The sequence below is a fragment of the Bradyrhizobium sp. KBS0727 genome (assembly GCF_005937885.2).
In the GTDB taxonomy this organism is placed as follows: domain Bacteria; phylum Pseudomonadota; class Alphaproteobacteria; order Rhizobiales; family Xanthobacteraceae; genus Bradyrhizobium.
Map to the genome: position 1 here is coordinate 6,737,584 of NZ_CP042176.1, position 26,271 is coordinate 6,763,854.

A 26,271-nucleotide genomic window follows, 5' to 3' on the forward strand; every position below is an offset into this window, starting at 1 on the left:
GCCCATCCTGGTCCCTGCTGTCGAATTTTTTCTGGGAGAGCGCCACATGAGATTCGTGTTGGTGAACGAGAGATCGCCGCGCCCGCGATCCTGCTGCGTGATGTGCAACCAGCAGATTGAAGCAGGATACCTGCGAGAGATCGGGACGCACCTCATCTACTGCGATCACGATTGCTACGCTGATCACTGCAAAAGCGCCGTCCTGCTTCTCGAAAATCAGGTGCGAGCATCATGATTGCTTTTCGGCCAAATAAGCCGGGCCTTTGGCCGAAATCGTCGGATGTCCGCCGTTGTGGCCAGCCAGACATCGATTTATCTGCTGGTGCAGTGAAACAACAGCCAGGAGTGTTTCGATGTATCAGCTGCACTATTTCCCAGCGAACGCCAACGCCGCGCCGCACATGCTGCTCGAAGAGATCGGAGTTCAATATGACCTCGTTCTCGTTGATCGAGCCAAGAACGCCCAGAAGTCCAGGGAATATCTCAAGATCAATCCGAACGGACGTATCCCCACTCTGGTTGACGGCGATCTGATCATGTCCGAGGCCGCAGCTATCGTGCTCCATCTCGTCGATCGGCATGCCGACGCAGGATTAGCCCCTCAGGTCGGAACGCCTGAGCGCGCAAAGTTCTACCAGTGGCTGACCTTCCTGACGAACTCGCTGCAGGAGGAGTTGATGATCTGGCAGTATCCGGACCGCCTGGCCGGCAGGGATGCTTCCGCGACCGACGTCGTCAAGCACGCCGCCGAGGTGCGCGCCAGCCGGTTTCTCGACATTATCGAAGATCATCTCAAGGCCAACGGCCCGTTTTTTCTCGGCAAAAGGCTCAGCGCCGTCGATTTCTACCTGGTCATGCTCTCGCGCTGGGCGCGCCCAATGGCTCGGCCGCCACGTTCGCGTCCCAACATCTCAGAGCTGCTCGACAGGATGACAGGCCTCCACTCGGTCCGCCGCGCCTACGAGCAGGAAGGAATCGCCGACGATATCTGCTGAACACCAACCAATCCGGCCGTCGGAGATGAATCCGCACGGTCGGTGAAAGGGACACTGCAATGAGAGCCCAAAGCGTCAGCCGCAACAAGCCCGATCGGATGAATTCGACATTCATCAAGGCCGATTCGAGGACTGCGGAGCCGAGATCAGCCTCAATACATTTGCTGACACCAGCCAGACCTGGGCAGCACCGAGGCTCTGTTCGGGGCGTGCAGACGCCGCCGACGTTGCAGGATGAAGCGACGGAGCTTCTGGCAGATATCGATGGCTTGCCCATTCTGGTTCGTTTCCGCCTCAACGATGTCCCCGCTGAAGTGCGATCCGACCTTGTCTCCAATGGAGCCGACATTCATTCGCTGCTGTCGAGCACGCTTGAGAAGATGGTTGACCGGATGCGTGGAACGTCTCCCCGAGGGCAGGTCGCCTGCAAGCAGCCGCTCGCAACAGTTGAATTGATATCGAGCGGAGAACCTTTGGTCCGGCTGCAAGCGCTGTTGAACGAGACAGTGCTACGCGTGGGACCGCTGGAGCTCGACCTCATGGATCGGACTGCGAAGCGAGGCGACCGCAAGATTGATCTGCGACCGCGTGAATTTCTGTTGCTCAAGTACATGATGCAACGGAGCGACAGGTTGCTGACGCGAGAGAGCCTCCTGAAGGAGGTGTGGAACTACAAATTCGTCCCCGAAACGAATCTTGTCGATGTTCACATGGGCCGACTGCGTCGCAAGGTCGACGGCTCGAATGAAGCCCCCATGATCCGCAACGTGCGCGGCGTCGGCTTCGCTCTAAGTTCGACTCCTCTGTCGGGCGGCTCTCCGTCAAACCCTGCCGACCGAACAGCCAATCCGGCCGTCGAAGATAGGTCACCGAAGCTATTGGAAGGAATGTCGCAATGAACACCGATAACACCAGCCGCAACACACCCGACCGGATGGATTTGCCCTTCGTCGGCCTGGCGACCTTCGCTCGCCAGCCGGCATGCCCCGATTGGGACAAGCTCGACGGAGCCGACGTCGCCGTCCTCGGAATCCCGATCGACACCGCGTCGAGCTATCGCGTCGGCACGCGATTCGGGCCGCGCGCGATCCGCGAGGTCTCGATGTTTCACGGCTTCGGACCGGAGGGCGTGTTCGATTTCGAGGACGAAGTCACCTATCTGACCCCTGCTGAAGTGAAGATCGTCGATGCCGGCGACAGCGACGTGATCTACGCCGACACAAAGCGCAGCCTTGCCAACGCCGAGCAGGCCGTGCGCGCCCTGCTCGATGCCAAGACCATGCCTTATATCCTGGGCGGTGACCACGCGATCACGATGGCGACTGTCGCTGCCTTCTCGAACGAGAAGCCGATCCACATTGTCCATCTGGATGCGCATTTCGATTTCATCGACGAGCGCAACGGCATCACCTGGGGCCACGGTAGCCCGATGCGACGGGCATCCGAGATGCGGCATGTGAAGGGCATCACCACGCTCGGACCGCACAACATGGCGGCCGTGAGCCGGAAGGATTGGGAAGCCGCAAAGGCTTATGGCACGCACGTCGTGCCCTTGCGCAAGCTCCGGGCCCAGGGCGTCGCCGCGTCTCTTGCGCACATTCCCGACGGCGAGCGCGTCTATGTCTCGATCGACATCGACAGCTTCGATCCGTCGATCGCACCGGGAACGGCCACGATCAGCCATGGCGGCTTCAGCTACTACGAGGGCAAGGACATTCTCCGCGAGGTCGCCAGACGGTTCGAGGTCGTCGGCGCCGATTTTGTCGAGGTTTCGCCGCCCTATGATCCCTCCGGGATCACCTCGCTGCTGGCCGCACGAACCAGCCTCGACTTCATCGGGTCCATTTTTCACGAACGCGCCAAGCGACGCATCAGGCAGGCGCCGCGGGCCGCCGCGCAATCATTCCTCCAACCCGTTCAACACGCAACCTAAGGAACAACTCAATGAGCAATGAGACCAAACGCCCGCCGCTTTCCCATGCATCCGGTACCCCGGTCACGGACAATCTCAACATTCAGACCGCCGGGCCGCGAGGGCCGGCGCTGTTGCAGGACGTCTGGCTGATCGAAAAGCTGGCCCATTTCCACCGCGAGGTGATTCCGGAACGGCGGATGCACGCCAAGGGCTCCGGTGCTCACGGCACCTTTACCGTCACGCACGATATCACCCGCTACACCAAGGCGAAGATCTTCTCAAAGATCGGAAAGCAGACGCCGATGTTCGCCCGCTTTTCTACCGTCGCAGGCGAGCGCGGCGCCGCGGACGCCGAGCGCGACATCCGCGGCTTCGCGCTGAAGTTCTATACCGAAGAGGGCAACTGGGACGTCGTAGGAAACAACACCCCGGTGTTCTTCTTCCGCGATCCGCTGCGCTTTCCCGATCTCAATCACGCCATCAAGCGTGATCCGCGAACCGGCATGCGCAGTGCCGACAACAACTGGGACTTCTGGACGCTGCTGCCGGAAGCTCTGCACCAGGTCACGATCGTCATGAGCGAGCGCGGCATCCCGAAGAGCTTCCGCCACATGCACGGCTTCGGCAGCCACACCTACAGTTTCCTCAACGCCGCAAACGAGCGCATCTGGGTCAAGTTCCACTTCCGCAGCCAGCAGGGCATCCAGAACCTGACGGACGCGGAAGCCGAGGCGCTCGTGGGCAAGGATCGCGAGAGCCATCAGCGGGATCTCTTCGGAAGCATCGAGGCCGGAGATTTCCCACGCTGGACGCTCTTCATCCAGGTGATGACGGACGCCCAGGCGAAGGCTTTCCCATTCAACCCCTTCGACCTGACGAAGGTCTGGCCAAAGGGCGATTTCCCGCTGATCGAGGTCGGATTTTTCGAGCTCCACCGAAATCCCGAAAACGTCTTCGCCGAGGTCGAACAGGCGGCGTTTTCACCTGCCAACATCGTGCCGGGCATCAGCTATTCGCCCGACAAGATGCTGCAGGCGCGTCTGTTCTCCTATGGAGATGCGCAGCGGTATCGCCTCGGGGTCAATCACCACCACATCCCGGTCAACGCGCCGAAATGTCCGTTCCACAGCTATCATCGTGATGGCGCGATGCGCACCGACGGCAATCTCGGCGGAACGCCGACCTACTTCCCCAACAGCCGCGGCGAGTGGACTGATCAGCCGCAGCTCAACGAGCCGCCGCTCGAGATTACGGGCGCTGCCGCCCACTGGGATCACCGGGTCGACGACGATCACTGGCAGCAGCCGGGCGATCTGTTCCGGAAAATGAGTCCGCAACAGAAGCAGACACTGTTCGACAACACCGCTCGCCAGGTCGGCGGCGCCGCGAAGCACATTCAGGACCGACATGTGGCCAACTGCATGAAGGCCGACCCGGCTTACGGCAAGGGCGTCGCTGACGCCCTCGTCAAGTTCGCGGCCAATAACTCCGACGCGTCCAGCGGCAAGCCCGCGCTGGCCGACGCCCACTAAGATTATGGCCTCGCGCCGTTCAGGCGCGAGGCCATAACATCAGATCTGAGCAGCGCCGGGCCTCCTGGTCAGCGCTGCCAACCAAACCAGCAAGGGATCGCCAGGGATGTTCGACTATGTCGGAAGTTTTCAATCTGCCATTGCTGCCCTGAAACGTGAGCGCCGCTATCGCATCTTCGCCGATCTGGAGCGCAAAGCGGGAGAGTTCCCGCATGCGCTCTGGAACAGCCCGAGCGGAACACGGAATGTCGTTGTCTGGTGCTCGAACGACTATCTCGGCATGGGTCAGCATCCGAAAGTAATTGAAGCGATGTGCGCTGCCGCGCGCACGATGGGCGCGGGCGCGGGCGGCACGCGCAACATCTCGGGCACAAATCGGGCGCTGGTACAGCTGGAGGCCGAGCTTGCCGACCTGCATGGCAAGGAAGCGGCACTCGTTTTCACATCAGGCTACGTTTCCAACCATACGGGCATCGCGACGATCGCGAGGCTCCTTCCCGATTGCCTGATCTTGTCCGATGCACTCAACCATAATTCGATGATCGAAGGCGTGCGTGCTGCCGGCTGTGCCCGGCAGATCTGGCGCCACAACGATCTTGAGCACCTCGAGGAACTGCTCTCGCGCGCGGCGCCCGGCCGCCCGAAGCTGATCGTGTTCGAGAGCGTCTATTCGATGGACGGCGACGTCGCTCCACTCGAGGCAATCTGCGATCTCGCAGAGCGCTATAATGCGATGACCTATCTGGACGAGGTCCATGCCGTTGGCATGTACGGGCCACGCGGCGGCGGCATCGCCGAGCGTGACGGCGTGATGGCGCGCATCGACGTGATCGAGGGAACGCTTGCAAAAGCCTTCGGTACGCTCGGCGGTTACATAGCCGGCAGCAGTGCCGTCGTGGACGCCGTCCGATCCCATGCTCCCGGATTTATTTTTACCACGGCCTTGCCTCCTGCGGTAGCTGCGGCTGCGACAGCCTCGATCGCCCATCTCAAGACATCGGGTGCAGAGCGCGCTGGCCAGCGCGCCGCCGTAGCCGCGACCAAGGCGGCGCTGCAAAAGGCCGGCCTGCCCGTACTGGCGACGGAGACGCATATCGTGCCGGTCATGGTCGGCGATCCCGACCTGTGCAAGCAGGCGAGCGATCTTCTGCTTGAGCGGCACGGGATCTACATCCAGCCGATCAATTATCCGACCGTTCCCCGCGGCACCGAGCGACTGCGAATTACCCCCACCCCCGCGCATGACATTCGGCTGATCGGACAGTTGGCTGACGCGCTGGTTGCGGTATGGCAGGAGCTCGATCTCCCGCTCGGGAGGGACTTTCGACCCGGCGAGCAACTTGCGCAGACAATCGCGGCCGGCGGCTAGGCCTGACCGCGCCATCGCAATTTCAATTTTGGGCTCGACCGCGAAATCGAGCGCTTTGCTGCTCTCAAGACGGTTAGGGGCGCCCACGTCAGTCACCATACGCAGCAGCGAGACGCGGAGCGTCGTGCGTTGGCCGAGACTAGCGGTTCCACTTTCAGAGCATTTTGCGGGTTTGCCTGCGATCTTTTGGCCGACAACGGCCCCCCATCACCAGTGGCTTAGCGCCGATCGACAGGCATAACCCCGTCCGTGAGCGTTTGCATGAAGGCAACAAGCGCGTCCACTTCTGCGTCAGACAGCCCGAGATTCCCGACCTTGCTCGTGTTCATGTTGTCGGTCGACTCCGGCGCAGGCCAGCATGTCGTGCCTTCACCGGCGTCGCCGGGCTTGCATCGGGGCAGGACGTCACGCGTGTTGTAGAAATGCACGATCTCTTTCAAGCTGGTGAAGTATCCATTATGCCCGTACGCCTTGACGAAGGCTGGATACGGTCGCTTGTCGACATTGCGCAGTGTCGGCACCTGTATTCGCGCCTGGTTGTCGGGCGCGAGCTTCAGCCATCGTTGGTCCACCGCGGAGGGTTGGCTCAGCAGATGCCCTTGCTTGAGAAAGGTGCCGACGCCGCCATCGACAAATGACGCCCCTTGCGGGTTGGCGGCATAACCCAAAGCGTCGGGCCGATCTTCCTTGTAGTAAGGAAGCCTCGGGTTGGCCGGAGTACCGATGTTGCTGGCGGTGAAGTCGGTGAACAACGGGTCTTCGCCGGGTCCGCCGTCACGATGACACTCGTTGCAGCGCCCCTTGCCGCGAAACAGATCGTATCCCGCCTTCTCCTGCGCCGTGAACTGCGCTTTTTTTGCGAGCACCGCGTCGAACTTGGAGGTGAACGACGTCACCTCGGCCGACGCCTCATAGCCGGCGATGGATTGCGCCATCTGATCGAAGGTGGTGCCGACCCGGCCGCGATCAACCGGGCTCAGATGAACCGGCAATGCCTCGCGGGAGGTCGGCGGCCCGGGCCGGTCGCAGACCTGCTCCACATCGGTCGGCCATGCAATCGCAAAGGCCTGCGGCCCCCACATGCTCTCAAACAAGGCGCGATAGGGTCGCTGCGAGGCGCGATAAACCGCGCAGGCGATATCAGGCAGACCCATCTCCACGGGATTGGTCGGCGGACCCTGCGCCTGTTCGGCGGCCGGGTTGCCCAATCGGCGTCCTGTCGCGCGCATGTCCCAGAAATTGCCGCCGACGAGGTCGCCTTGTCCGGGATTGTAATGCAACACGGGCGAGAGCGGCGCATAGGCGTGCGATTGCGGCTTGCGATCGCTGAATCGCGTGCGCACCGACCCCGGATAAGAGCCGGTCGTGCGGTTCAGCTCCGACACGGGGCCGGTAAAGCCCGTTTCGGGCATGTGACAGAAAGCGCAAGCCTCGTTGCGGTATACTGACAAATTCTTGTCATACAGCATCAACTTGCCGAGCAACTCGGTTTGCTGGATCTGATTATCCGGCGGCGCTGCGAGCCGCTCGACCGCCTGCGCTTCGATGCGGTCAATCTCGGCCTCGACCTGCGCAATTTCCTGCAGCACCTGAGGCGAGAGCTGTGAGCTGGTCTCCTCCGCGTTCGTCGCCACCACACCCAGCATAGAGACGAATATGGCCGCGGCGATCGGCAAAAGCGTATGCTGTGTCTTCACTCCGGATCCTCCGCGAGCCAGCGCCAAGCGGCGGTGCGCAACATAGCACCGTGGCCCCACTGCTTGAAGACGGTGCGCCCCTGAGCAACACTAAATTCGGTTTTAGGATTTCCTCAAATTGGCAATACGGTTTCCAGCACTTGCCGCTGCTGGGATGGCCAATCCCTCGCGAGCGATAAGGAACGTGACGCAAGTCAGGCAGAACAAGCCCTGTTTTCCTCCCTTAGGTTGCAAAGGTGAAGCAGCCGACGCAGCTTCACCTTCACAAGGCGGTCACCGTTCCCGGCAACAGTGCGTGGGCAACTCGGCTCCGCGCAAGTATGGTGGGCTTTCTCAGTTGTAGCCGCTGGTACCGGCCGACGAGCCCCCGAACGAAGAGTCTCCGGTGCCGCTCAGCGTGGTCGGACCGTCTGGATTGCCGTTCGGGTTGCCGTAGTTCGGATGCAGCTGGACCATGCCGACGGCACCGCGATCGGCTCTCACGGCCGCTTTATGATGAACTGTGTTTGCAAAGGCGGCCGTCCCTGAGAGGGCGAACGCCGTGGCTAATGCGATTGCCGTGAGTTTCATAGTTGTGTCCTTCGTGAAGATCGTTAAGTCGCCTTGACGTGTTAGATAAGAGGCCCACCTCGATCATCCCATTAAATTCGTCTTTAATCCGGCCTTCAACCGGCATTAGCACCGGCAGATGTTCAAGCGTTTGTCGAGTTCCTCATCCAGCTTCTGCTGCTCGGCATCGAAAATCGACATCTGCTCTTGCTCGGCTTGTTCCGCTGCGGAGTGGGAAGAAAACTGCTGTGCTCGCGGCTGCAAATGGCCGATCGGCGCGCTGGGTACTCCGGTCGACGTGACAGCGATTGACTGAGCGAAGACAGCGGCACTGCCCGAAACCGTGAGCGTGGTCCCGAGAGCCAGTGCGAAGAGAAGAGTTGGCGCATGGATTACTCCATCGAACTTGAACGCAATTACAAGTGTGATTCAACCACGCACGTGCCGGTGACCACCGTGCAAGCTGATCATTCTCATATGGACGAACCGATGGCGGCTTCCATTAAATACGGTTTCATCCTTTCGGGTTGCAAGAAGGCGACCGCAGTTCGTCCGCCGCTCGGCGGGCCGAGGCCGCGCTTTTCACTCTTGCACGTCGGGACAAATAATCTCCAAGCGGCCGCCCTGGCCGGAGTGGATCGCGAGACGAAAGCCGTGCAGCTTTACGATCGCGGCCACCAGATTCAGGCCAAGGCCGACGCCCGGCGTACTCCGGATCTTGTCGGAGCGGTAGAAGCGCCGCAGTACGGCCTCGCGCTCCTGCTCACTGATGCCGGGGCCGGTATCGGTCACGCGTACGATGGTTTCGTGATCGCCACGCAATAGCTGGATGTCCACCTTGCCGCCTTCGGGCGTAAACTTGATGGCATTGTCGACGAGATTGGCGACCGCCTCGAGCAAGAGATCGCGGTCGCCGCGCACGTTAAGCCGGCGTCCCACCTCGACTCGCAAGTTGATGTTTTTGTTTTCGGCAATCGGTTCGTAGATATCGCAAACCTCGCGCAGCATTTCGTGCAGCGGGACATCACCAAAGGCCGCCGACCTCCGGCTGTTTTCGATTGCGGCGAGGCGCAACAGCGCCGTGATGATGGTCAGCGACTGATCGATGTTTGCGACCGCCTTGTCCGCGACCGCCTGGAGCTGTTCCAGCGTCGTTGCGTTAGTGCGGCCGCGTTCGAGAGCGAGCCGCGCCCGCGTCAGCGGCGTTCGCAAATCGTGGGCGATGTCGTTGCCGACGCCGGCGAGCGCGTGGATCATCGTTTCCATTTCATCAAGCATGCCATTCACGATGACGGCGAGCTTCGAAAACGGGTCGTCGAGGTCACGATGCGGAAGCCGCTCGCGCAGATCACCCGCGATGATGCGCTGTACCCGCTGGTTTACATCTTCGACGCGCTCCTGGGCCCGCATGCTCAACCACGCACCAGCCAGCAGGCACAGGCAAAACGCCGGCAACAGACCCAGCGCAAGCGCCTGACCGACGACGTGGGAAATCTCCCTGGTTTCGTCGACCTCTCGTCCGATCGCCAGAACATCGCCATTCGGCATTCGCCGGGCGATCGCACGGATCACGTGGGTCTCTCGACCGGCAGGCAGCATCCGGACAACCGAGAGGCCCTGGACGGCATCATCCAGCTTGAGCTCTGGTGGGAACAGCTCCAGATTGCCCGCTATCCTGCGGCCATCGGCCCCAAACAGTCCAGCATACTGAACGCCGCGGGAATCCTGCCTGAGATGCTCTTCGATCGCATCCAGCCGCCGTTCGCCGGGCAAAGCAGCGATAACGTCGAGTTGCCTGGCAATCATTCTGTCAGATCGCGCGATGAGATATTGATCAGTCTGCCAGTAAATGAAGCCAAAGAGCACGATGACGAAAACCGCGAATACGCCGGTCACCGCCAGCGCCCGGTGAAAGGTGTTCGAACGTATGATTTGCGCCTGACGCATCGGATATCGCCGCCTGGATCTTCTGTTTGATGCCCGTGGCAGCGCGACGCCCCGGCGAATGACTCTAGGGTCCGGTGCGAAGGATGAAGCCGGCGCCGCGAACGTTGTGGATCATGGGAACTTCGCCCGGTCCATCCACCTTGTGACGCAGCCGCCCCATATGCACGTCCACCAGGTTCGTCGCCGGAACGAATTTATAGTTCCAGACCTCCTCCAGAAGCATGGCCCGCGTCAGCAACTGGTCGCTACGTTGCATCATATATTCGAGCAGGCGAAACTCGCGCGGCAAAAGATCAATCACGCGATCGCCGCGTTTGGCCGTGCGCTCGATCAGGTCCAGTTCCAGCGGCCCTGCCCGCAACGTCGTCTCGCGCGATTCCGCCGGCCGGCGCAGCAACGCCTCCACCCTGGCAATAAGCTCCACCAGCGCAAACGGTTTGGTGAGATAGTCATCGCCACCCATGCGTAATCCGCGCACACGATCATCCACTGCGCCGAGTGCACTGAGCACCAGCACCGGGGTGCGCACCTGGTCCTTCCGGAGTGTCTCGACGACCGTAAGGCCATCCATTCCGGGCAACAGCCGATCGACGATCATGGCGTCGGGCCGCGATGACCGTGCCTTGTCAAGACCATCTATGCCATTGGCCGACCACTCGACTTCAAAACCGCGATCGGCCAGCTCAGCGGTAATTTCCTCAGCCGTTTCGTTGTCATCTTCGATCAGCAGCACTTTTGTCATCAATCGATTCCCGGCTTCGGCGAAGACATCCGCAGGGCTTGAGGTTCCTGCTCCCACGACTGCACGCTTGCCCGAGACCATTGTCATGTCAACGACCTGAACTGCCATGGGTTTTTCCTGTGAGAGCCGGACAGCGCCGCCCGCCTTTCGGGGCAAAGGTGGTCTCACCGTCCGCTCAGTCGCCATCTGCCGCCGCCTGAGGGGGCAAGCGCGGTGGGACCGCTCAACAACAAACTAGGTCGGATCACTGAGCTGCACCATTAAATAGCATTTTATAAATTCCATTTTAGAATTGCCGTAACTCGAGGCGCTGCTTGCGACATCCCGCACGGTACCGATTTGCATGCAGCTAACCAACAGCCGGAACTGTGTTCCGCGATGACTGGCGTGCGAAGACGCACTTCTGATGCACCGCCGGTGCTCGGACGAAAATCGTGAAAACAACCCCATGCAAAGTAGACTGAGCCCCCGTGCTGCGTTGCGTCCGGGCGCACGAGAACAAAATAGCCGTCGTCACGGCCCAACCTGGTCTCATCCAGCTCTAGTCAGCAGCCCGGCGGCATTACACCCGGCGTCGCCGTGGCGCCTGTTGCGTTGGCCGGCGTCATCGTACCGGGCGTCGCAAAATTCATTGTCATGCTCTCGGCGCATGCGGACGTGTTCGGGGTCGGCATCACGGTCGTCGTCGGATCGAGACTGGTGACGACAAGCTGCGGTATGTCCGGCTGGATCGTGCCGGGGGACGGGCTCATCGGAATTTGTTGCGTCGAGAGCGGCAACGCCGCGCCATTCGTCGGTGGGCCTCCCGGCGTGGAGCTGCATACGGTGGTTGATGAGCTGCCAAGCGGGGTAATTGGCGAAATAGTTCCGGTCGTGCTGCCGACGACTGACGTGGGAATGGTCCCCAGCGGGGTCGACGGCATCATCATGGTCGATGACGTCATCGTGGCTGCGATGCCCGCCATCGACGTGGAGACCGTGCCCGGTACCGCGGATAGGACCGGTACGGGCACTGGCGCAATCGAAGGCGACGGCAGAGGTGGCAATGCAGGAGGGGGCGGCGCCGGGATGGTCGAGCCGGCAATGACACTCAGGGCGGAGGTTACCGGCTGTTGGGAGAATATAAACGGTGCAACCGCAATTGGCGGCAGTGCTGTTGTTGTCGGTGTCGTGAAGATCGATGGCGTCGTTCCCATGGTGGTGCCCGCTGCTGACGTGAAAGGAGTCGTGGAAACAGCGGTCACTGTCGGAGTTCCCGGCGTGATTTGCCCTGTCGGTGTGGAACAGCTTACGACCGTCCCCGGCGTTGTGGGGTCGGAAGCCAGCGGCACCGGAGCTAGCGTCGTGTCGGGAGCGCCCGACTGGGTTGTCGCCGAGAATGGACTGGGACCGTAGAGGGGCGAGGTCACAATCGTTGCCGGCGTTGACGGAAGGCCCATGGCGGTAGTCCCCATGGTGGAGACTTGTGCCAGGCAGGCATGAGCGCCCAACAGCAGCATCGCGGTTGCCAACAGCAAGCGCTGCATCGTCATTCCTCCGCCGAACTGATCTGACTTGTCGTCTGCGATTTGTGAACCGCGACCCTGCTGCCGTCAGCCAGGCCGATCATGGGATTGAGAATAACCTGATCGCCCGGCCTGACTCCGTCATGCACTTCGACTTCCTGACCGAAGTCACGCGCGATCGTGATCTTCTGCAGACGGGCGATGCCGTTTTCGACGACCGCGACGTGCAGCCCGTTCTGATCGAATACAACCGCGTCAGCCGGGATGATCATCGATGGCGTTTTACGCGGGATGAACAACTCGACCGTACAATAGATTCCCGGACTTAGCGCACCGTCCGGATTGGGGACGTCGATCTCGGTCAACAACGTTCGGCTCCCGGGCTGCAACGCGGTCGCTATTCGCGTGACCTTGCCGGGAAAGGTACGATCCGGAATCTCCGGGACGCGGATTGCCGCCTCGACGCCGGGCCCCACCCCAAAGGCCTCATCCTGGGGAACGAACACCTGGGTGCGGATCACGTCAGCGTGCATCAGCGTGAACATGAAGGTCGATCCGGACGTCACCAGACTGCCGTTGTCGATGTTGCGCTGGGTGATTACGCCATCGAACGGCGCTACGACGCGCTGGTACGCCTTCTCCTGCTCAAGGATTCGAATCTGGGCTTCCTGAGCGGCGATATTGGACTGAGCCACTCCAACCGCTGCTTGCTGCGCCTGCAAAGTCAGGCGATCATTGTCGCCCTGCTGAAGCGTAAGCCAACCCTGTTTGACCAGCTTACTGTCACGCCCATTGGTGACCTCCGCGAGCTCACGGCTTGCCTGCGTTTGCTGCAGTGTCGCCTGATTCTGGGTGAGCGTCGCCTTGGCCTGTGTGATCTGATGGTCGAGTTCAGGCGCAGTGATATTCACCAGCAGGGTCCCCGCCTTGACCCGATCACCAATGTCGACGTAGCGCTTTTCGATGTAGCCGTTGGTGCGCGCAAAGATATTCGCCGCCTCAAAGGCCGTCGTGGTCGCTGGCAAGCTGACGGTAATTTTTCTGTCGCTCGCGCGGACCGCAGCGACGCGAACCTCAGGGACCAATTTCCTGTTCTGTTGCGCGATGGTCGCGACCTCGAGGTTAGCCTGGTGGTGGCGCCAGCCTCCCACTCCAAGCCCGCCGACCAGCAGTAGCAGCGCGCTCATGCCGAACAGTGTTGTTCCATTACGACGTCGCCGCTTGTGACCTGGATTGGGGAGCGCAACGTCGCGATCGGGCTCCAGATCCGGCTGGACTTCGACACTTTCGCCTTTCGGGGTTGCATGGATCTCGGTCACTGCTGAACCTCCTCGAATACGCCATGGTGAGGCTTTCCGTCGTTGCCCTTGCGCAGCATGGCGAACAGGTAAGGCACGATCAGTAGCGTCGTCGGCGTCGCGAACAGGAGGCCGCCGATGACGGCGCGCGCCAGCGCGGCATTCTGTTCCTCGCCAGCGCCGCCGATCGCCATCGGGACCATACCGACGATCATCGCGGCCGCCGTCATCAGCACCGGACGAATCCGGGTGCGGCCAGCGCTCAGCGCCGCCTCAAGAGCAGAGTGCCCCTTCAACTGCTGTTCGCGCGCGAAGGTCACGAGCAGAATCGAGTTCGCCGAAGCGACGCCGACCGCCATGATCGCCCCCATCAGCGACGGCACGTTCAGCGTAGTGCCGGTGATGAACAGCATCGTGACAATACCGCAGAGCGTCACTGGCAGAGCCAGGATCACAACAAACGGGTCGCCAAAGGTCTGGTAGTTCACCACCATCAGCAAATAGACGAAGACCGCCGCAAACAGCAGCCCGATTCCCAGATCCCGGAACGCGCCGTTCATGCTCTCGATCTGTCCGACCACCTGAATTGAATTGCCAGCTTTCAGCTTTTGCTGCAGTTCCGTCGTGACCTTGTTGATCTCGGCCGCGACACTGCCGAGATCTCGGCCCTGCACGCTGGCATAAACGTCAAACACCGGCTGGACATTGGTCTGGTTCGAGTTGGTGGCGACCTTGTCGCGTTTGAACGTCGCGACATTGCTGAGCATTCCCTGGACGATTTGTCCGCTGACCGCGAGCGAAGTGGAGACCGGTGTGTTTCCGAGCGCATTCAGCGAGTTGACCAGGCGTTCCGGCGTCTGCACAGCCAGGTAATACGGAATTCCCGACGTCGGATCGGTCCAGAAATTGGGTGACACCTGTACCGACGAACTCAGGCTGACATTGATGTTGGTAGCTATCGTGCTGGCATTGAGGCCAAGCTGAGCGGCCCGGGTCCGATCGATCTGGGCGTAGAACGCCGGACCGTCGACTTCCTGCTGTAGATGCGCGTCGACGATACCGGGGATCGCTGCGAGGCGCTGCCGAAGCTCCTTTGCAACCGAAAGGTTGTTCGGTCCCGTGCCCACCGTCCGGACGTCGATCTGCGCGGGCAACCCGAAGTTCAGAATCTGCGTCACGATGTCGGCCGCCTGGAAATAGAACGTGCTCTCGGGAAACGCGGCGGGCAGTAACTGACGCAATTTCTTGACATATTCGGCGGTCGGCTTGTGGCCGTCCTTGAGCTGGACCTGGATGACGCCGTCATTGATTCCGATCGTGGAACCGTCCGCGAATGCCAGATTGTAGGCCCGCGCCGGCAATCCGATATTGTCGATAATGAGTTCGCGGTCCTTTTCTGGAATGACTTCGCGGATCTTGTCCTCGACCTGCTGGAATATCGCTTCGGTGCTTTCGATGCGGGTCCCGGCGGGCGCACGAACGTGAAGCTGGATCTGGCCGCCGTCGATCAGCGGGAAGAAATCCCGCCCGACGAAAACGAGCATCGTGGCGCCGAGGCCGAGTATTACAACGGCGACAACAGGTACGATGACCCGCCGGCGAAGCAAGAGGGCAAGCAGGTCCATATAACCACCGCGCAGCCGCTCGAAGCCGCGCTCGAATGCGACGGACATGCGGGAGAACAAACCTGCCGGCGCGCCGCCGCCTCCGTGACGACGCTCGCCCTTGAGCAGCAAGCCGATCGTAATCGGCGTCAGGGTCCGCGACAAACCGTATGAAGCAAGCATCGCAAACACGACAGCGAGGCCAAGCGGAGTGAACAGGTATTTCGCCGGTCCGTCGAGAAATATCACCGACGTAAACACGCAGCTGATGGCTAGCGTCGAAACCAGCGTCGGCACCGCGATCTCGGCAGCGCCGTGCAGGGTCGCCTCGGAAAGCGGCATGCCTTCTTCGGTCCACAGACGGTGGGTGTTCTCGATGGTCACGGTCGAATCGTCAACCAGGATGCCGACCGCCAGCGCAAGACCGCCCAAGGTCATGGTATTCAAGGTCTCGCCGAGAAAATACAGCACCACGAGCGACGACAGAATCGCCAGCGGAATTGAAATCATTACCACCAGGGTCGATCGCCAGGAGCCGAGGAATACGAGGATCATCAACGCGGTAAGGCCCGCCGCGATGGCGCCTTCCCGCAGCACGCCGGTCACCGAGTTCGTCACGAATACCGACTGATCGAACAACTGGGTGATCTTGAGTCCGGCAGGCAAGGCGGCGCGGGTCGCGTCCAGCACTCTCTTGACGCCGCCGACGACCGCCAGAGTGGATGCGTTGCCGTTCTTGATGACGCTGAGCAAAACCGAACGGTGGCCGTCCTCGCGCACGATGTTCTGCTGCACCAGCGATCCGTCGCGTACTTGTGCCACGTCCTTCAACAAGATGGTGGCGCCGTTGACGAACTTAACCGGCATTTGGTTGAGATCGTCGATCGATGCCGGTGTCGCGTTGGTTCGCACCGTGTATTGGGTTTCTCCGATCTTCGCGGTTCCCGACGGCAGCGTCAGGTTCTGGGTATTGACCGCATTCACGATGTCGAGCGGCGTTAGCCCCCGGGACAGCAGCTTGTCCGGGTCGATATCGACCATGATCTGCCGATACTTTCCACCTGCCGGCGTCGGCAGCGTGACGCCGGGAACCGGTGCCAGTTCCTGGCGAACGCGGTAGATGCCGAAGTCGTAGAGCTGCTGCTCGCTCAGGCTGTCAGAATTGAGGCTGAGCTGCAACACGGGAACGCTCGACGCATTGAACTGCACCACGATCGGCGGCTCGATCCCGGGCGGCATCAGCGCGCGAATCGAATTCGTCGCAGACACGATTTGCGCGATAGCGAGGTCGAGATTGACGTCGGGCTGGAAGTAGAGCTTCTGGATCGACAGACCATTGAGGGTCTGCACTTCCATGTTCTTGATGCCGTTGACGTTCGCGCTGATGGAATACTGGCTGTAGGTGCTGACGCGCTGCTCCATTTCCGGCGTGGTGAGGCCGGTGTATTGCCATATGACAGTCACCACCGGGATGCGAATTTCCGGAAAGATATCCGTCGGCATCGATCGGATCGCGGCCACGCCGAGAAACAGGATCAGCACTGCGACCACGTAGAACGTGTGCGGAAACCTCAGCGCAAAACGAACAATGCCCATGATTTATCCTTGCAATAAAGTCCGGGCAAACGGCCCGCTGCCCACGCCGCTATTGCGACATCTTCATCCCGCCAGGAACGGCCGAGCCACCCATCGGAGACGGTTGCGGTGACAGCTGCACGCCGGGCTGCTCCGTCGATTGCCTCCCGGACGACAGCCGTTCACCCACGGCGTTCCGCATTGCCTTGATCTCCTTCTGCTGTGCCGCAACGATCTCCTGCGCCAGCTGACGAAGCTGCGCGTTATGTCCGTATTTCAATTCTGCCTTCGCCATGTCGACGGCGCCTTGATGGTGCGGCACCATCATTGCGACGAAATCCCTATCGACGTCGCCAGTCGGCTTGACCGTCATGTCCGCCATCATCCTGTTCATGGCGGCGACGTTCTCCGAAAGGAACGGCTGCTCCTCTGAATGATTGGCCCAGTCCGCCACATACTGGATGGGCATGGGCCTACCGAGGTGATCCCTCTTCGCCGGATCGTCCGCAAGGGCGAACGATGTCGCTGCGACCGACGCCGTGGTTGCCAGCGAGATGATGCGCTTGCGCATAAAGGATCGCGAGAACAGAACCATCTTTACCTCCGGACACAGCCAAGTGTTGCGTGCGTCGACTTTTTCCACGGCCACGCTTTTGAGTTTCCCAGGCATCGTCTTTGGAGGGGCGCCCCCAACGAGACTTCCGGCAACGCAACACGGCCGGACGCCAGTTTGAACAATGGTCTCGGATCAACACGTTCTCAATTAAAAACCGATTTAGAATTCCAAGCTGGTCTCTTGCCGTCACACAACGCACCTATCTCACGCCACGTTGAAACGAGGTGAGTTATTGTTACTTTGATCGGTCGACCGCGGCTCCATCTCCTATAGCGAAGCCAAACGTTATTGGCTTTTCATATCCAACGGAGAAATCGAATGACCAAGCTGAAACTTCTGTCGGCCGCGCTGATGACCGCAGCCACGCTCGCAGCTCCTGCCATGGCTCGCGAGAGCAGCGCCGCTTCGCGGCACCAGGCTAATGCGACCACCACGTCCGGCGCGACCTATGTTGACGGTCGTGCCTGCATCCCGGCTCCGGCCGTCGGCGCATTTGCCACGCAGCCCTGGGATAACGGTGCCCCCTGCGAACCGACGTCGGTTAACTGATCCGTCCGGATCAACGACCGGCCTGGCAATTTCGCTGGTGCCAAGTAACAGATCCGGATCGATAGCGGTCCGGACTGGGCGCTTACGTTACCGCACTCGAAGAGGTCGGACTGGCATTGAAGTTCTGTCAGCCCTGCTTTCTTTCTCGTGTCCAATCATGCCTTTCGAGAACCGAACACGTCGGAGCGCTTGAGCTTTACGCGCAATCAACGCATCACGGCTGCGCAAGACTTTCGACGCTGGTCTCGACGCAGGTCATTGCTGCTCGCCAGCTGGCGCGGCAGACCGAACGACATCCTGTAGCCCCCTGGAGAACAACCATGCTGATCCACCTGCCGATCGTTATCCTGGCTTCCCTGCACCCCATCGCTGGCGCCAACGCCGTTCCGCAATTCGATATCGCGCGGGAGTGCCGGGACGAAGGCGACACAAAGGAAATGCAACAGCGATGCACGGACGATGAGGCACAAGCGCGCAAACAACTTCAGGCGGAATGGATGCAATTCAGTCCCCGGCGCCATAATCCAGTGCAACGGGGAAACCAACATCGACAGTACCCCCAGTTATGTTGAACTGCAGACGTGCCTCGAAATGGAGAGAGACGTGAGGGTTGAAAGAGAGGCTGAGACGCCGAAGTAACGTTGACCGCGTCCATCGCGGATCGCTTAGCTCAATTGTCGTAGCAATGAAAAATGGCCAGGTGGGAAAGAGCCTCCGGGACGCTTGCCGAATAGGTCCTATTTCGGCGCTCTCATCTCAATTTCTGAGGAAAGTCGTTCCGTAGAGTCGGCGCCGTGGACGCTTCCGGCGTCCACGGTGCCGTTTGCTGCGGGGGAGTATCGGCGACACGATCAGGCCGCTTTGGCGAGTTGTCCATGCGGATCGATGACGAATTTGCTTGCGATGCCGGCGTCGAATGATTTGTAACCTTCCGGCGCCTGCTCGAGATCGATCACCTTAACATTGACGATCTTGGCGATGGGCAGTCTGTCCCAAAGTATCGCCTGCATGAGCTGGCGATTGTATTTCAGCACCGGCGTCTGGCCGGTGTGCAGAGAATGGGACTTTGCCCAGCCGAGACCGAAGCGCAGGCTGAGGTTACCCTGTTTGGCCGCCTGATCCTTTGCGCCCGGATCGTCGGTGACATACAAGCCGGGAATACCGATCGCGCCGGCTGCGCGGGTGATCTCCATCAGGCTGTTCAGCACGACCGCAGGCGCTTCAATTAACTGTCCGGTTGCTCCTTGCGCCTTTGCTTCGAAGCCGACGCAGTCGATCGCGCAGTCGACTTCGGGAACGCCGAGGACATCTGCAACCAGTTCGCCCAGGCGATCGTGCCTGGTGAGGTCGACCGGCTCGAAGCCAACGCTCCTGGCATGGGCAAGTCGCTCCTGGTTCATGTCGCCGATCAGCACCGCTGCTGCGCCAAGGATGCGCGCAGACGCCGCGGCCGCGAGGCCGACCGGCCCCGCACCGGCGACATACACCGTCGACCCGACGCCGACCTTGGCCGTCACGGCCCCGTGAAATCCCGTCGGCAGAATATCGGAAAGGCAGGTCAGATCACGGATCTTTTCCATCGCGTGCGCCTTGTCCGGAAACTTCAGCAGGTTGAAATCTGCGTAAGGCACCATCACGTATTCGGCCTGCCCGCCGATCCATCCACCCATGTCGACATATCCGAATGCGCCCCCGGCGCGGTCGGAGTTGACGTGAAGGCAGACGCCGGTGTCGCCCTCTCGACAGGTCCGGCAGCGACCGCACGCCACGTTGAAAGGCACCGATACGAGGTCGCCGACCTTGAGATACTCGACGTCTCGGCCTTTCTCGATCACCTCGCCGGTGATCTCGTGTCCGAGGACCATCCCGGCCGGCGCCGTCGTGCGGCCCCGGACCATGTGCTGGTCGGAACCGCAGATATTCGTCGTTACGACCCTGAGGATGACACCGTGGTCAATCGCCTTCCCCGCCGGATTGCGGAAAGACGGAAAGTCGATGTTCTGAACCTCGACGCTGCCGGGCTTGATGTAGACAACGCCACGATTGGAATTGGAAGCCATCTGCAATCTCCTCTGGGTCTCACTGCCAGACTTGCCGAACGCGGATTTGCGGACGGATCCAGGGATGTCATCCCGTGCCGGCAGCAACCGGTTGAAAGGAATTGGCGATGCGCCGCCGAACGACTTTCCCCGTCTTGCTGCGACCCGCCCGAGATTGCGCCAATTCTCGTCGGCATTCCCGCCTGGTCGGATGCGTCGCACCTCGTTAGCAACCACTAACGTCCTGGACTTCGATTCGCAGAATTTGTGTGTCCGAAGTCGATATGGCCAATAAGCCAAGTTCGGAGAGAAGCCTCATTCACTTGCTCGGTGAGCCGAGTAGAAGCCTACCCGCCACTTTGTGGCTTGGCGGCCAGACGCAGGACGCTCATTCCGCATCCAACCACGGCGAACACCGCACCAAGCGCCAGCGCAAACGTGGCGCCCTCGCGACCGACGAGACCAAAACACAGCGCCGCAAGCGCGGCTCCGATCGTCTGTCCCATCAGGCGCGCCGTCGCCACCGTGCCGCTCGCGCTTCCAGCACGATCGGCCGGCGCGCTGGACATCAAGGCCTTCATATTCGGCGCCTGAAAAAAGCCAAATCCGCATCCACAGATGGCCATGCGCCAGGCGATATCCATGACATGCGGGTTCTGCGGAAGCATCGCCAGCAGAACCATCCCCAGGCTGAGCAACGCAAGCCCGAGGCCGCCGAGAATTCCGGCGGGATGGCGGTCGGATAAACGTCCGGCGATCGGCGCCATGATGGCCACCACAAGGGGCCAGGGGGTCATGAAAAATCCGGTTTCGACCTGCGAACGGCCAAGAATGTCCTCGAAGTAAAATGGCAGGGAGACAAAAGCCAGGCCCTGGACTGCAAAGGAGCAGATCGCGGTGGCCGTGGACAGAGCGAAGATCGGCCTGCGAAACAGGTCGATCGGCAGTACCGGCGCGGGAGACTCCGCCTGCCTGCTGATCAGAGCCCAACCAAGCAGTACGGCGGAGGCAAGCTCGATCGATATGAGCCCAGCCCGCTCGTGATGGGCAGCGCTTCCGATACCGAGAATGAAAAGGCCGAGACAGCCCGCAGCCATCAGCGCGCCGGCAAAATCGAAGGCGTACGCCGCTCTTGGGGTGCGCGGCAATGTCTTCAAACCGACCAGAATCGCGACGACGCCAAAGGGAATGTTGACGGCAAACAGCCAGGTCCACGGCCCAATCGCGAGAATGCCCGACGCAATCGTCGGGCCGATCGTGAAAGCAGTCGCGACGACTAATGCATTGTATCCGAAACCCCGACCCTGCAAGCGGCCCGGATAAACGAAGCGGACCAATGCCGTATTCACACTCATGATACCACCAGCGCCGAGACCCTGAAGCGTGCGCGCCGTCAGCAGGCTGGGCAACGACCATGCACATGCACAGAGAACCGACGCCAGCGTGAACAGCAGAAGACCCCCGAGATAGATTCGGTGGTGACCGATGACCTCGCCAAACGCGGCGAGCGGCAACAGCGTTGCGACCATGGCGATCTGATAGACGTTCACCACCCAGATGACATCGGCGGGGCCGGCATGAAGATCGGCAGCGACAGCGGGGAGAGCGATGTTCGCGATCGCCGTGTCCAAAGACGCCATTGCCAGGGCCGTGAAGATGGCAGCGGCGGCCCATCTCCGGCGGTCCACAGCCAGACCATCGAGTGCAACCGGCTCATTCGCCGAAATTGTTTCCGCCGACATGCGAGTTCTCCCATATGCAGCATGCGCGAGCCATCAATCGTCGTCCGGACCGTAATAGCTGTTCAGCAGATGGTACTGACCACCTTTTCTTCCGTAAACCTGATGCAGGCATCTGCCTTGGGTACAGATGCCGGCCTGGGTACCGCAGCGAAGGCGCCCGAAATGCAAAACGAGAATTTTCGAGTTCGCGAAATAGCCGGCGAAATACGGCTGAGCCACCAGGTCGGGTCCACACATTCGCGATAGCGTCTTATGGACTTCCGGCGGCAATACGCTGACATTTCCGGCATCCCATGTCTTGTCCTCGAAGGAACTCGCGCGGGCAAACGTCGGCGTTGACTGGCCGAGAAAGCCGAGCAGAATCGTCCATGTGACGAGACGAGCAACCACAATCATCCTCTCACGTTTCGGGTTCAGCGAATTCGCTCTAGCCGCCGCGGACATTTTGAATGATCGATATCGCGTCGCTGGCCGGGAAGGTATGTCTAAGGGCTTCGTCAAGTCGTTGATCTGCAAGTTCCCGATCCGTATTTCGCGCTCTCCGCTTCGCGGAACGTGATTTTCCCTGATCCCTGATCGGACGCTTACTCGACGACCGGTCGCTCCTGACACTCATTGGCGCTCCTTATTCGGACTCGAGTTCGGACGAACGGGTCGCATTTGACGTTGAGCCGACCCCTTGCATCCATCAATAGGTCGGAACCGAGAGGTACCCACAAGAACAAGCTTCTGCAGCTCGTCTCGCGACTTGGCCTCAAGCATGCCGGCCGCATTCAAAGAGGAACCAGGCTCGCCCCTCTGCTTCATCAATCCAGTTCTCCAGCAGGCTCGCCGTGGCCACATCCCCTGCCTCGTCACAGAGCGAATGCACCTCGCGCATGTTCCGCGTCAGTGTTTTGTTGTCTTCCCGGAGTTCAACGATCATGTCGAACGGCTTAACGTATTCAGCATCGTTGTCCACGATGCGCTGAAAACGCGAAATCTGCCCGATGGAACGAAGGGTCCCTCCTCCCAGCTTTCGTGCCCGCTCGGCAATGGCGTCCGTCATCGACAAAATCTGTTGGCCTTGATCGTCGAGCATCAAATGATAATCGCGGAAGTGCGGACCAGACATATGCCAATGAAAGTTTTTTGTTTTTAGATACAGCACAAACACGTCTGCGAGCAGTGGAAGCAACGCTTGCGAAACGTCATGAGCGGCTTTTTCAGAAAGAGTCTCAGGAGTCTTGAGTGACGCTCTGTCCAACATAACCGTGACCTCGTCGATGATTGGCTTGACCGGAAGCAGACAGCGCGGATGTCTGAATTGCCGCGCCCACCGCACCACCTACAAATCCATCCTGGCCTCGAGCTTTTCAATTAAATAGAAATTTAGCCCTGCGCGGATCAACGGATGAAGTGTGCCAGCGGGTCGCGGCTTCCGCAGGCCCGGGGACCGTCAGCGCATGCAGCGAGAAGGCAGATATCGCGGCAGCTGATCCAGAATGAATTCGTATTTAGTCGACAAGCGCGCCCGACGCCCTATCTCCGCCTGATCTCCAAGGTGTTGCACGTTACGTCGGCCGAGCGTTTGTCAATGACGAGAGCGGTATGGGATTTCCGGCAATGACCTCTTTCTACCAATTGGGCATTCTCGCAGCATCGCGTGGCGAGGGCCTGCATCCAAAGCTCCAGGCCTTGCTTGAGCGTACGGCCGCCTCTCCGTTTTCGGAGGTCTCGTTGCGCCGTGATGGGATGATCCAGGCGGGACCGAGTCCAAATTCGGAAGGCGCCCCGTCAGGGATCAACGTGACGCCGTTCGCGCGAGAATTGACCCGCCCGGTTGTCGCTGCTGCGCCGGAACCGCAAATGCAAAAGGGCCGCTTGAATTGCACGGTTCGAGAGTAGTAGGCGCGTAGGCATACCCCAACCAAAAGCGAATTCATGCTACGCACGCATCGGCGATTGGCAAAGCAATTGGAAGACCATAGCTCGAATACTAAAATCGAATTTACTTGAGCTGAACGGCGTTGTCGCGATGTTGATCTCGTCGCTGGATGTATCCGCGAAAGCTGCCGTGGATTGCCGCTATGAATCGAAAGGCCCGTTGGATGACAGACAGCGAAATTGCAACCAATCTTCAGAGGTTGCCGGAAGCGCCAATCAATTCTCACGACGAACTCCTCCTCTGGCACGTTCTTCATCGTCTTGAGGTGACATATTGGTACGACGTTGACGTCAACGAAGGGCGCACTGCCCATGAATTCTTCACTCCGGACGCCGTGAAGATAGTGGGTCACAACCGGTTTGAAGGGCGTGAACAAATCCGGGCATTTTATGAATGGCGTGCTCGCCAAAGCGGCCCGGAGGCGGTGCGTCAACTGGGAATTAGCGGCCTGAGAGCCGTGCGTCACCTGGTCTCCAATCTATATGTCGCGTCGAGCAGCGAACGTTGCGCGACTGTGCGGGGCATCGTAACTTTCTATGGTGGTGCGTCGAAGCATCAATCAAATCCCCCTATGGTGGCAGATTTCATCAATGAGTGTGTATTGAACAACGACGACGTGTGGCAATTCAAATCACACACACTCCGGCCGGTATTCATGAGTAAAGTGACGCCTCAGGAAATGCTGATCGACCCCAATTTCCTAAAGCACACGTAAGCGACCAGATGGATCATCGCGGCGACCGATCCAAAACCGGGCCGATATTATTCGTCTGGGCCAGGGCGAAATGCGACTGACACTAATTTTTTTGCGGAACGTTCGCTTCAGCACCGCACGCCGTCGGGATTGGCGACCATCAACCTAAGAGAGAGGCGGCGCTGCCGTTGTACAGCCACTGCCGGGTCTCTTCGTCGGTCCATCCGGGAACCGCGAATCGCGACGTGGGACCGGTAACACGCTGGACCGGGCGTGAGTGACCCTCGCGCGGTTGGAAGCGATGCAGCGGCGCGGCGTTGACGGAAGCACCCAAAGTGATCAAAAGGCCTATGGCCAGAGCCGCTCGCATCGCATTTGCCCAGGTATCATCGATATGACGATATGTGCGAACGTGCGACCACCTTCCCAAGCTGAAACGACTTCACGATTGGTAAAATTCCTTTGATGCCTGGCTGTCCGCCCTTCAAACGCACGGATTAAAATTCAATTTAGTGGTGCCGGCGGATTGCCAACCTACATCAGCTCCGCGTGCATCGAGTAACGAACTGCGCAAAACATGAACGTTCACGCTCGAACAACAAACGGACGCCGTGACTTGATACCCGTGATTATAGCTGTGATCGTCGCAATCGTGGGTACGGCCGGTATCCTCAACGACTTGCGCCCAGGCAACGATCCGCACGATAGCGGCAAAGCGAGGATGATCACGTCCGCGGCAGTGTCGAGGATCGGCCCAATCGAAATCCCTTCAGATCCGCCTGCCGGCCGGCGCCAACCAGGGGTCCCGACATGAAAAAGCTTTTCGTTCTTTGCGTCGCCCTTTGCATTGGCCTTTCAACCGCTGCGGCGTTTGCCCGCGGCGGCGGCATGGGAGGAGCGCATGGCATGGGATCGTCTATGTCCATGATGGGCGGAGGGGCCTTCGGCACCACCGCTGCCGCGCCCGGCACCAACTCGGCGGGCACAGCGCTTGCCTCGGATGGCGTGGGCAGCCCCATGCTTGACATCAAGCCCGCTGTCGACCCTGAAGACAAGAAGATCGACAAAATGATAGATTCGATCTGTCGCGGATGTTGATGCTTCTGCGCTGGGGCGTTGCCCACTCACCTTGAGGGACGTCGAGTTGAGTGAAGCAGACCTAGCGCCGTCCCCCCGAGCCAAACCGAGCCGTCGATCTCATGGATGGTCCCCAGGTTCACTACTTGCCGCTGACTCCGGGATTTTTTTCGATCCTGGTCGTTCTGGCGTTGATGCTGGTCATCCTGATCCAACTCCGTATCCTCAGATATGCCTATATGCGGCTCGGGATAGGTCCGGGGGTTACCCTCATTCTCCTGTTCGGTTCATTGATCGGAAGCTACTTCAATCTTCCGATCACCGTGCTACCCGGTCCGCCGGTTAGGTCGGGGCAAATCGTCAACTTCTTCGGCATGCGCTATGTGGTGCCATTCGTGGTTTCGCCCAGCACTATTTTGGCGGTGAATGTCGGCGGCGCGGTGATTCCGACATTGATGTCCGCCTATCTTGTGCTCCGCTATCGGCTCTGGCCCAGGGCAGCGATCGCCGTCGCCGCAATCGCCTTCATAGTTCATTCCATGGCGACGCCAGTGGCTGGTATCGGCATTGCCGTGCCGGTCTTTGTACCGGTCGTTGCCACGGCGATCCTTGCCCTCGTCCTCTCCCGCGAATATGCAGCGCCGTTGGCTTATATCGGCGGGTCCATGGGAACGCTGATCGGCGCCGATATTCTCAATCTGGACAAGATCGGCAGCCTTGGCGCGCCGATCGCTTCCATCGGTGGCGCGGGGACATTTGACGGCATATTCCTGACCGGCATTTTGGCGGTGTTGCTCGCAGGGCTTGCCTCGCCATCGCGGCTATGGCCGGCGTCGTAGACGACCGGTCGTAAAAATAGCAGCTCAACGCATACATAGGCGCGCTGCTCGATGCGCGCT

At 60.1% G+C, this 26,271-nt stretch carries 22 protein-coding genes; 11 read left to right on the forward strand and 11 right to left on the reverse strand.

Annotation, left to right across the window (positions count from 1 at the left end; all coding sequences use genetic code 11):
• The first annotated feature begins 263 nt into the window (after positions 1–263).
• From FFI89_RS31575 to hemA, 5 genes are all read left to right on the forward strand, one after another.
• The gene (locus FFI89_RS31575) at positions 264–995 is read left to right on the forward strand and encodes a glutathione S-transferase family protein (RefSeq protein WP_246669312.1); all 732 of its coding nucleotides are present in this window, start codon (positions 264–266) and stop codon (positions 993–995) included.
• A gap of 209 nt (positions 996–1,204) precedes the next feature.
• Positions 1,205–1,894, forward strand: a complete 690-nt coding sequence (locus FFI89_RS31580; protein ID WP_168213214.1) for a winged helix-turn-helix domain-containing protein — start codon at positions 1,205–1,207, stop codon at positions 1,892–1,894.
• Entirely contained in the window at positions 1,891–2,928 is a 1,038-nt protein-coding gene (locus FFI89_RS31585; protein ID WP_138831379.1) for an agmatinase, read from the forward strand. Before FFI89_RS31580 ends, FFI89_RS31585 begins: the two co-directional genes overlap by 4 nt.
• Before the next feature lie 11 nt (positions 2,929–2,939).
• On the forward strand, positions 2,940–4,442 hold the full coding sequence (locus FFI89_RS31590) for a catalase (protein WP_138831380.1): 1,503 nt from the start codon (positions 2,940–2,942) through the stop codon (positions 4,440–4,442).
• Positions 4,443–4,548: 106 nt separating this feature from the next.
• Complete coding sequence (gene hemA, locus FFI89_RS31595) at positions 4,549–5,811, forward strand: 5-aminolevulinate synthase (protein ID WP_138831381.1); 1,263 nt, start codon at positions 4,549–4,551, stop codon at positions 5,809–5,811.
• Positions 5,812–6,029: 218 nt separating this feature from the next.
• On the opposite strand, the gene FFI89_RS31600 is transcribed toward hemA, so the two are convergent.
• The 4 genes from FFI89_RS31600 to FFI89_RS31615 all read right to left on the reverse strand — a co-directional run bounded on the left by FFI89_RS31600 (position 6,030) and on the right by FFI89_RS31615 (position 10,746).
• A complete protein-coding gene (locus tag FFI89_RS31600; protein ID WP_138831382.1) occupies positions 6,030–7,508 on the reverse strand; it encodes a cytochrome-c peroxidase in 1,479 nt (492 codons plus the stop codon).
• A gap of 333 nt (positions 7,509–7,841) precedes the next feature.
• Positions 7,842–8,078 (reverse strand): hypothetical protein, encoded by a 237-nt coding sequence (locus FFI89_RS31605; protein WP_138831383.1) that lies wholly within the window; start codon positions 8,076–8,078, stop codon positions 7,842–7,844.
• 561 nt (positions 8,079–8,639) lie between these two features.
• The gene (locus tag FFI89_RS31610; RefSeq protein ID WP_138831384.1) at positions 8,640–10,004 is read right to left on the reverse strand and encodes a HAMP domain-containing sensor histidine kinase; all 1,365 of its coding nucleotides are present in this window, start codon (positions 10,002–10,004) and stop codon (positions 8,640–8,642) included.
• Between the two features lie 64 nt (positions 10,005–10,068).
• Positions 10,069–10,746: a response regulator transcription factor gene (locus FFI89_RS31615; RefSeq protein WP_138835880.1), complete on the reverse strand. Its 678-nt coding sequence runs from the start codon at positions 10,744–10,746 to the stop codon at positions 10,069–10,071.
• Between the two features lie 594 nt (positions 10,747–11,340).
• Between FFI89_RS31615 and FFI89_RS34750 the strand changes: the two genes are divergently transcribed.
• Positions 11,341–12,141: a hypothetical protein gene (locus FFI89_RS34750; RefSeq protein ID WP_210249048.1), complete on the forward strand. Its 801-nt coding sequence runs from the start codon at positions 11,341–11,343 to the stop codon at positions 12,139–12,141.
• A 133-nt stretch (positions 12,142–12,274) separates the two neighbouring features.
• On the opposite strand, the gene FFI89_RS31625 is transcribed toward FFI89_RS34750, so the two are convergent.
• The 3 genes from FFI89_RS31625 to FFI89_RS31635 are packed head-to-tail and all read right to left on the reverse strand — an operon-like array spanning position 12,275 to position 17,299.
• Positions 12,275–13,561: an efflux RND transporter periplasmic adaptor subunit gene (locus FFI89_RS31625; RefSeq protein WP_371722543.1), complete on the reverse strand. Its 1,287-nt coding sequence runs from the start codon at positions 13,559–13,561 to the stop codon at positions 12,275–12,277.
• Positions 13,562–13,566: 5 nt separating this feature from the next.
• Positions 13,567–16,749: an efflux RND transporter permease subunit gene (locus FFI89_RS31630; protein ID WP_138831385.1), complete on the reverse strand. Its 3,183-nt coding sequence runs from the start codon at positions 16,747–16,749 to the stop codon at positions 13,567–13,569.
• 49 nt (positions 16,750–16,798) lie between these two features.
• Positions 16,799–17,299, reverse strand: a complete 501-nt coding sequence (locus tag FFI89_RS31635) for a DUF305 domain-containing protein (RefSeq protein ID WP_210249177.1) — start codon at positions 17,297–17,299, stop codon at positions 16,799–16,801.
• 363 nt (positions 17,300–17,662) lie between these two features.
• Between FFI89_RS31635 and FFI89_RS31640 the strand changes: the two genes are divergently transcribed.
• A complete protein-coding gene (locus FFI89_RS31640) occupies positions 17,663–17,893 on the forward strand; it encodes a hypothetical protein (RefSeq protein ID WP_138831386.1) in 231 nt (76 codons plus the stop codon).
• A 320-nt stretch (positions 17,894–18,213) separates the two neighbouring features.
• Complete coding sequence (locus tag FFI89_RS31645; protein ID WP_138831387.1) at positions 18,214–18,465, forward strand: hypothetical protein; 252 nt, start codon at positions 18,214–18,216, stop codon at positions 18,463–18,465.
• Positions 18,466–18,744: 279 nt separating this feature from the next.
• Here the strand turns inward: FFI89_RS31645 and fdhA are convergent, their stop codons facing one another.
• From fdhA to FFI89_RS31670, 4 genes are all read right to left on the reverse strand, one after another.
• Positions 18,745–19,953, reverse strand: a complete 1,209-nt coding sequence (fdhA, locus tag FFI89_RS31650) for a formaldehyde dehydrogenase, glutathione-independent (protein WP_138831388.1) — start codon at positions 19,951–19,953, stop codon at positions 18,745–18,747.
• A gap of 326 nt (positions 19,954–20,279) precedes the next feature.
• Complete coding sequence (locus tag FFI89_RS31655) at positions 20,280–21,674, reverse strand: MFS transporter (protein WP_138831389.1); 1,395 nt, start codon at positions 21,672–21,674, stop codon at positions 20,280–20,282.
• Between the two features lie 33 nt (positions 21,675–21,707).
• Entirely contained in the window at positions 21,708–22,118 is a 411-nt protein-coding gene (locus tag FFI89_RS31660) for a hypothetical protein (RefSeq protein WP_168213113.1), read from the reverse strand.
• 310 nt (positions 22,119–22,428) lie between these two features.
• Positions 22,429–22,923 (reverse strand): Dps family protein, encoded by a 495-nt coding sequence (locus tag FFI89_RS31670; RefSeq protein WP_138831392.1) that lies wholly within the window; start codon positions 22,921–22,923, stop codon positions 22,429–22,431.
• Between the two features lie 820 nt (positions 22,924–23,743).
• On the opposite strand from FFI89_RS31670, the gene FFI89_RS31675 reads away from it, so the two are divergent.
• The 3 genes from FFI89_RS31675 (at position 23,744) to FFI89_RS31690 (ending at position 26,211) form a co-directional block, all read left to right on the forward strand.
• The gene (locus FFI89_RS31675) at positions 23,744–24,316 is read left to right on the forward strand and encodes a nuclear transport factor 2 family protein (protein WP_168213114.1); all 573 of its coding nucleotides are present in this window, start codon (positions 23,744–23,746) and stop codon (positions 24,314–24,316) included.
• A 789-nt stretch (positions 24,317–25,105) separates the two neighbouring features.
• Positions 25,106–25,393 (forward strand): hypothetical protein, encoded by a 288-nt coding sequence (locus FFI89_RS31685; RefSeq protein ID WP_138831395.1) that lies wholly within the window; start codon positions 25,106–25,108, stop codon positions 25,391–25,393.
• Positions 25,394–25,494: 101 nt separating this feature from the next.
• The gene (locus FFI89_RS31690; RefSeq protein ID WP_138831396.1) at positions 25,495–26,211 is read left to right on the forward strand and encodes a DUF1614 domain-containing protein; all 717 of its coding nucleotides are present in this window, start codon (positions 25,495–25,497) and stop codon (positions 26,209–26,211) included.
• Positions 26,212–26,271: the final 60 nt, after the last annotated feature.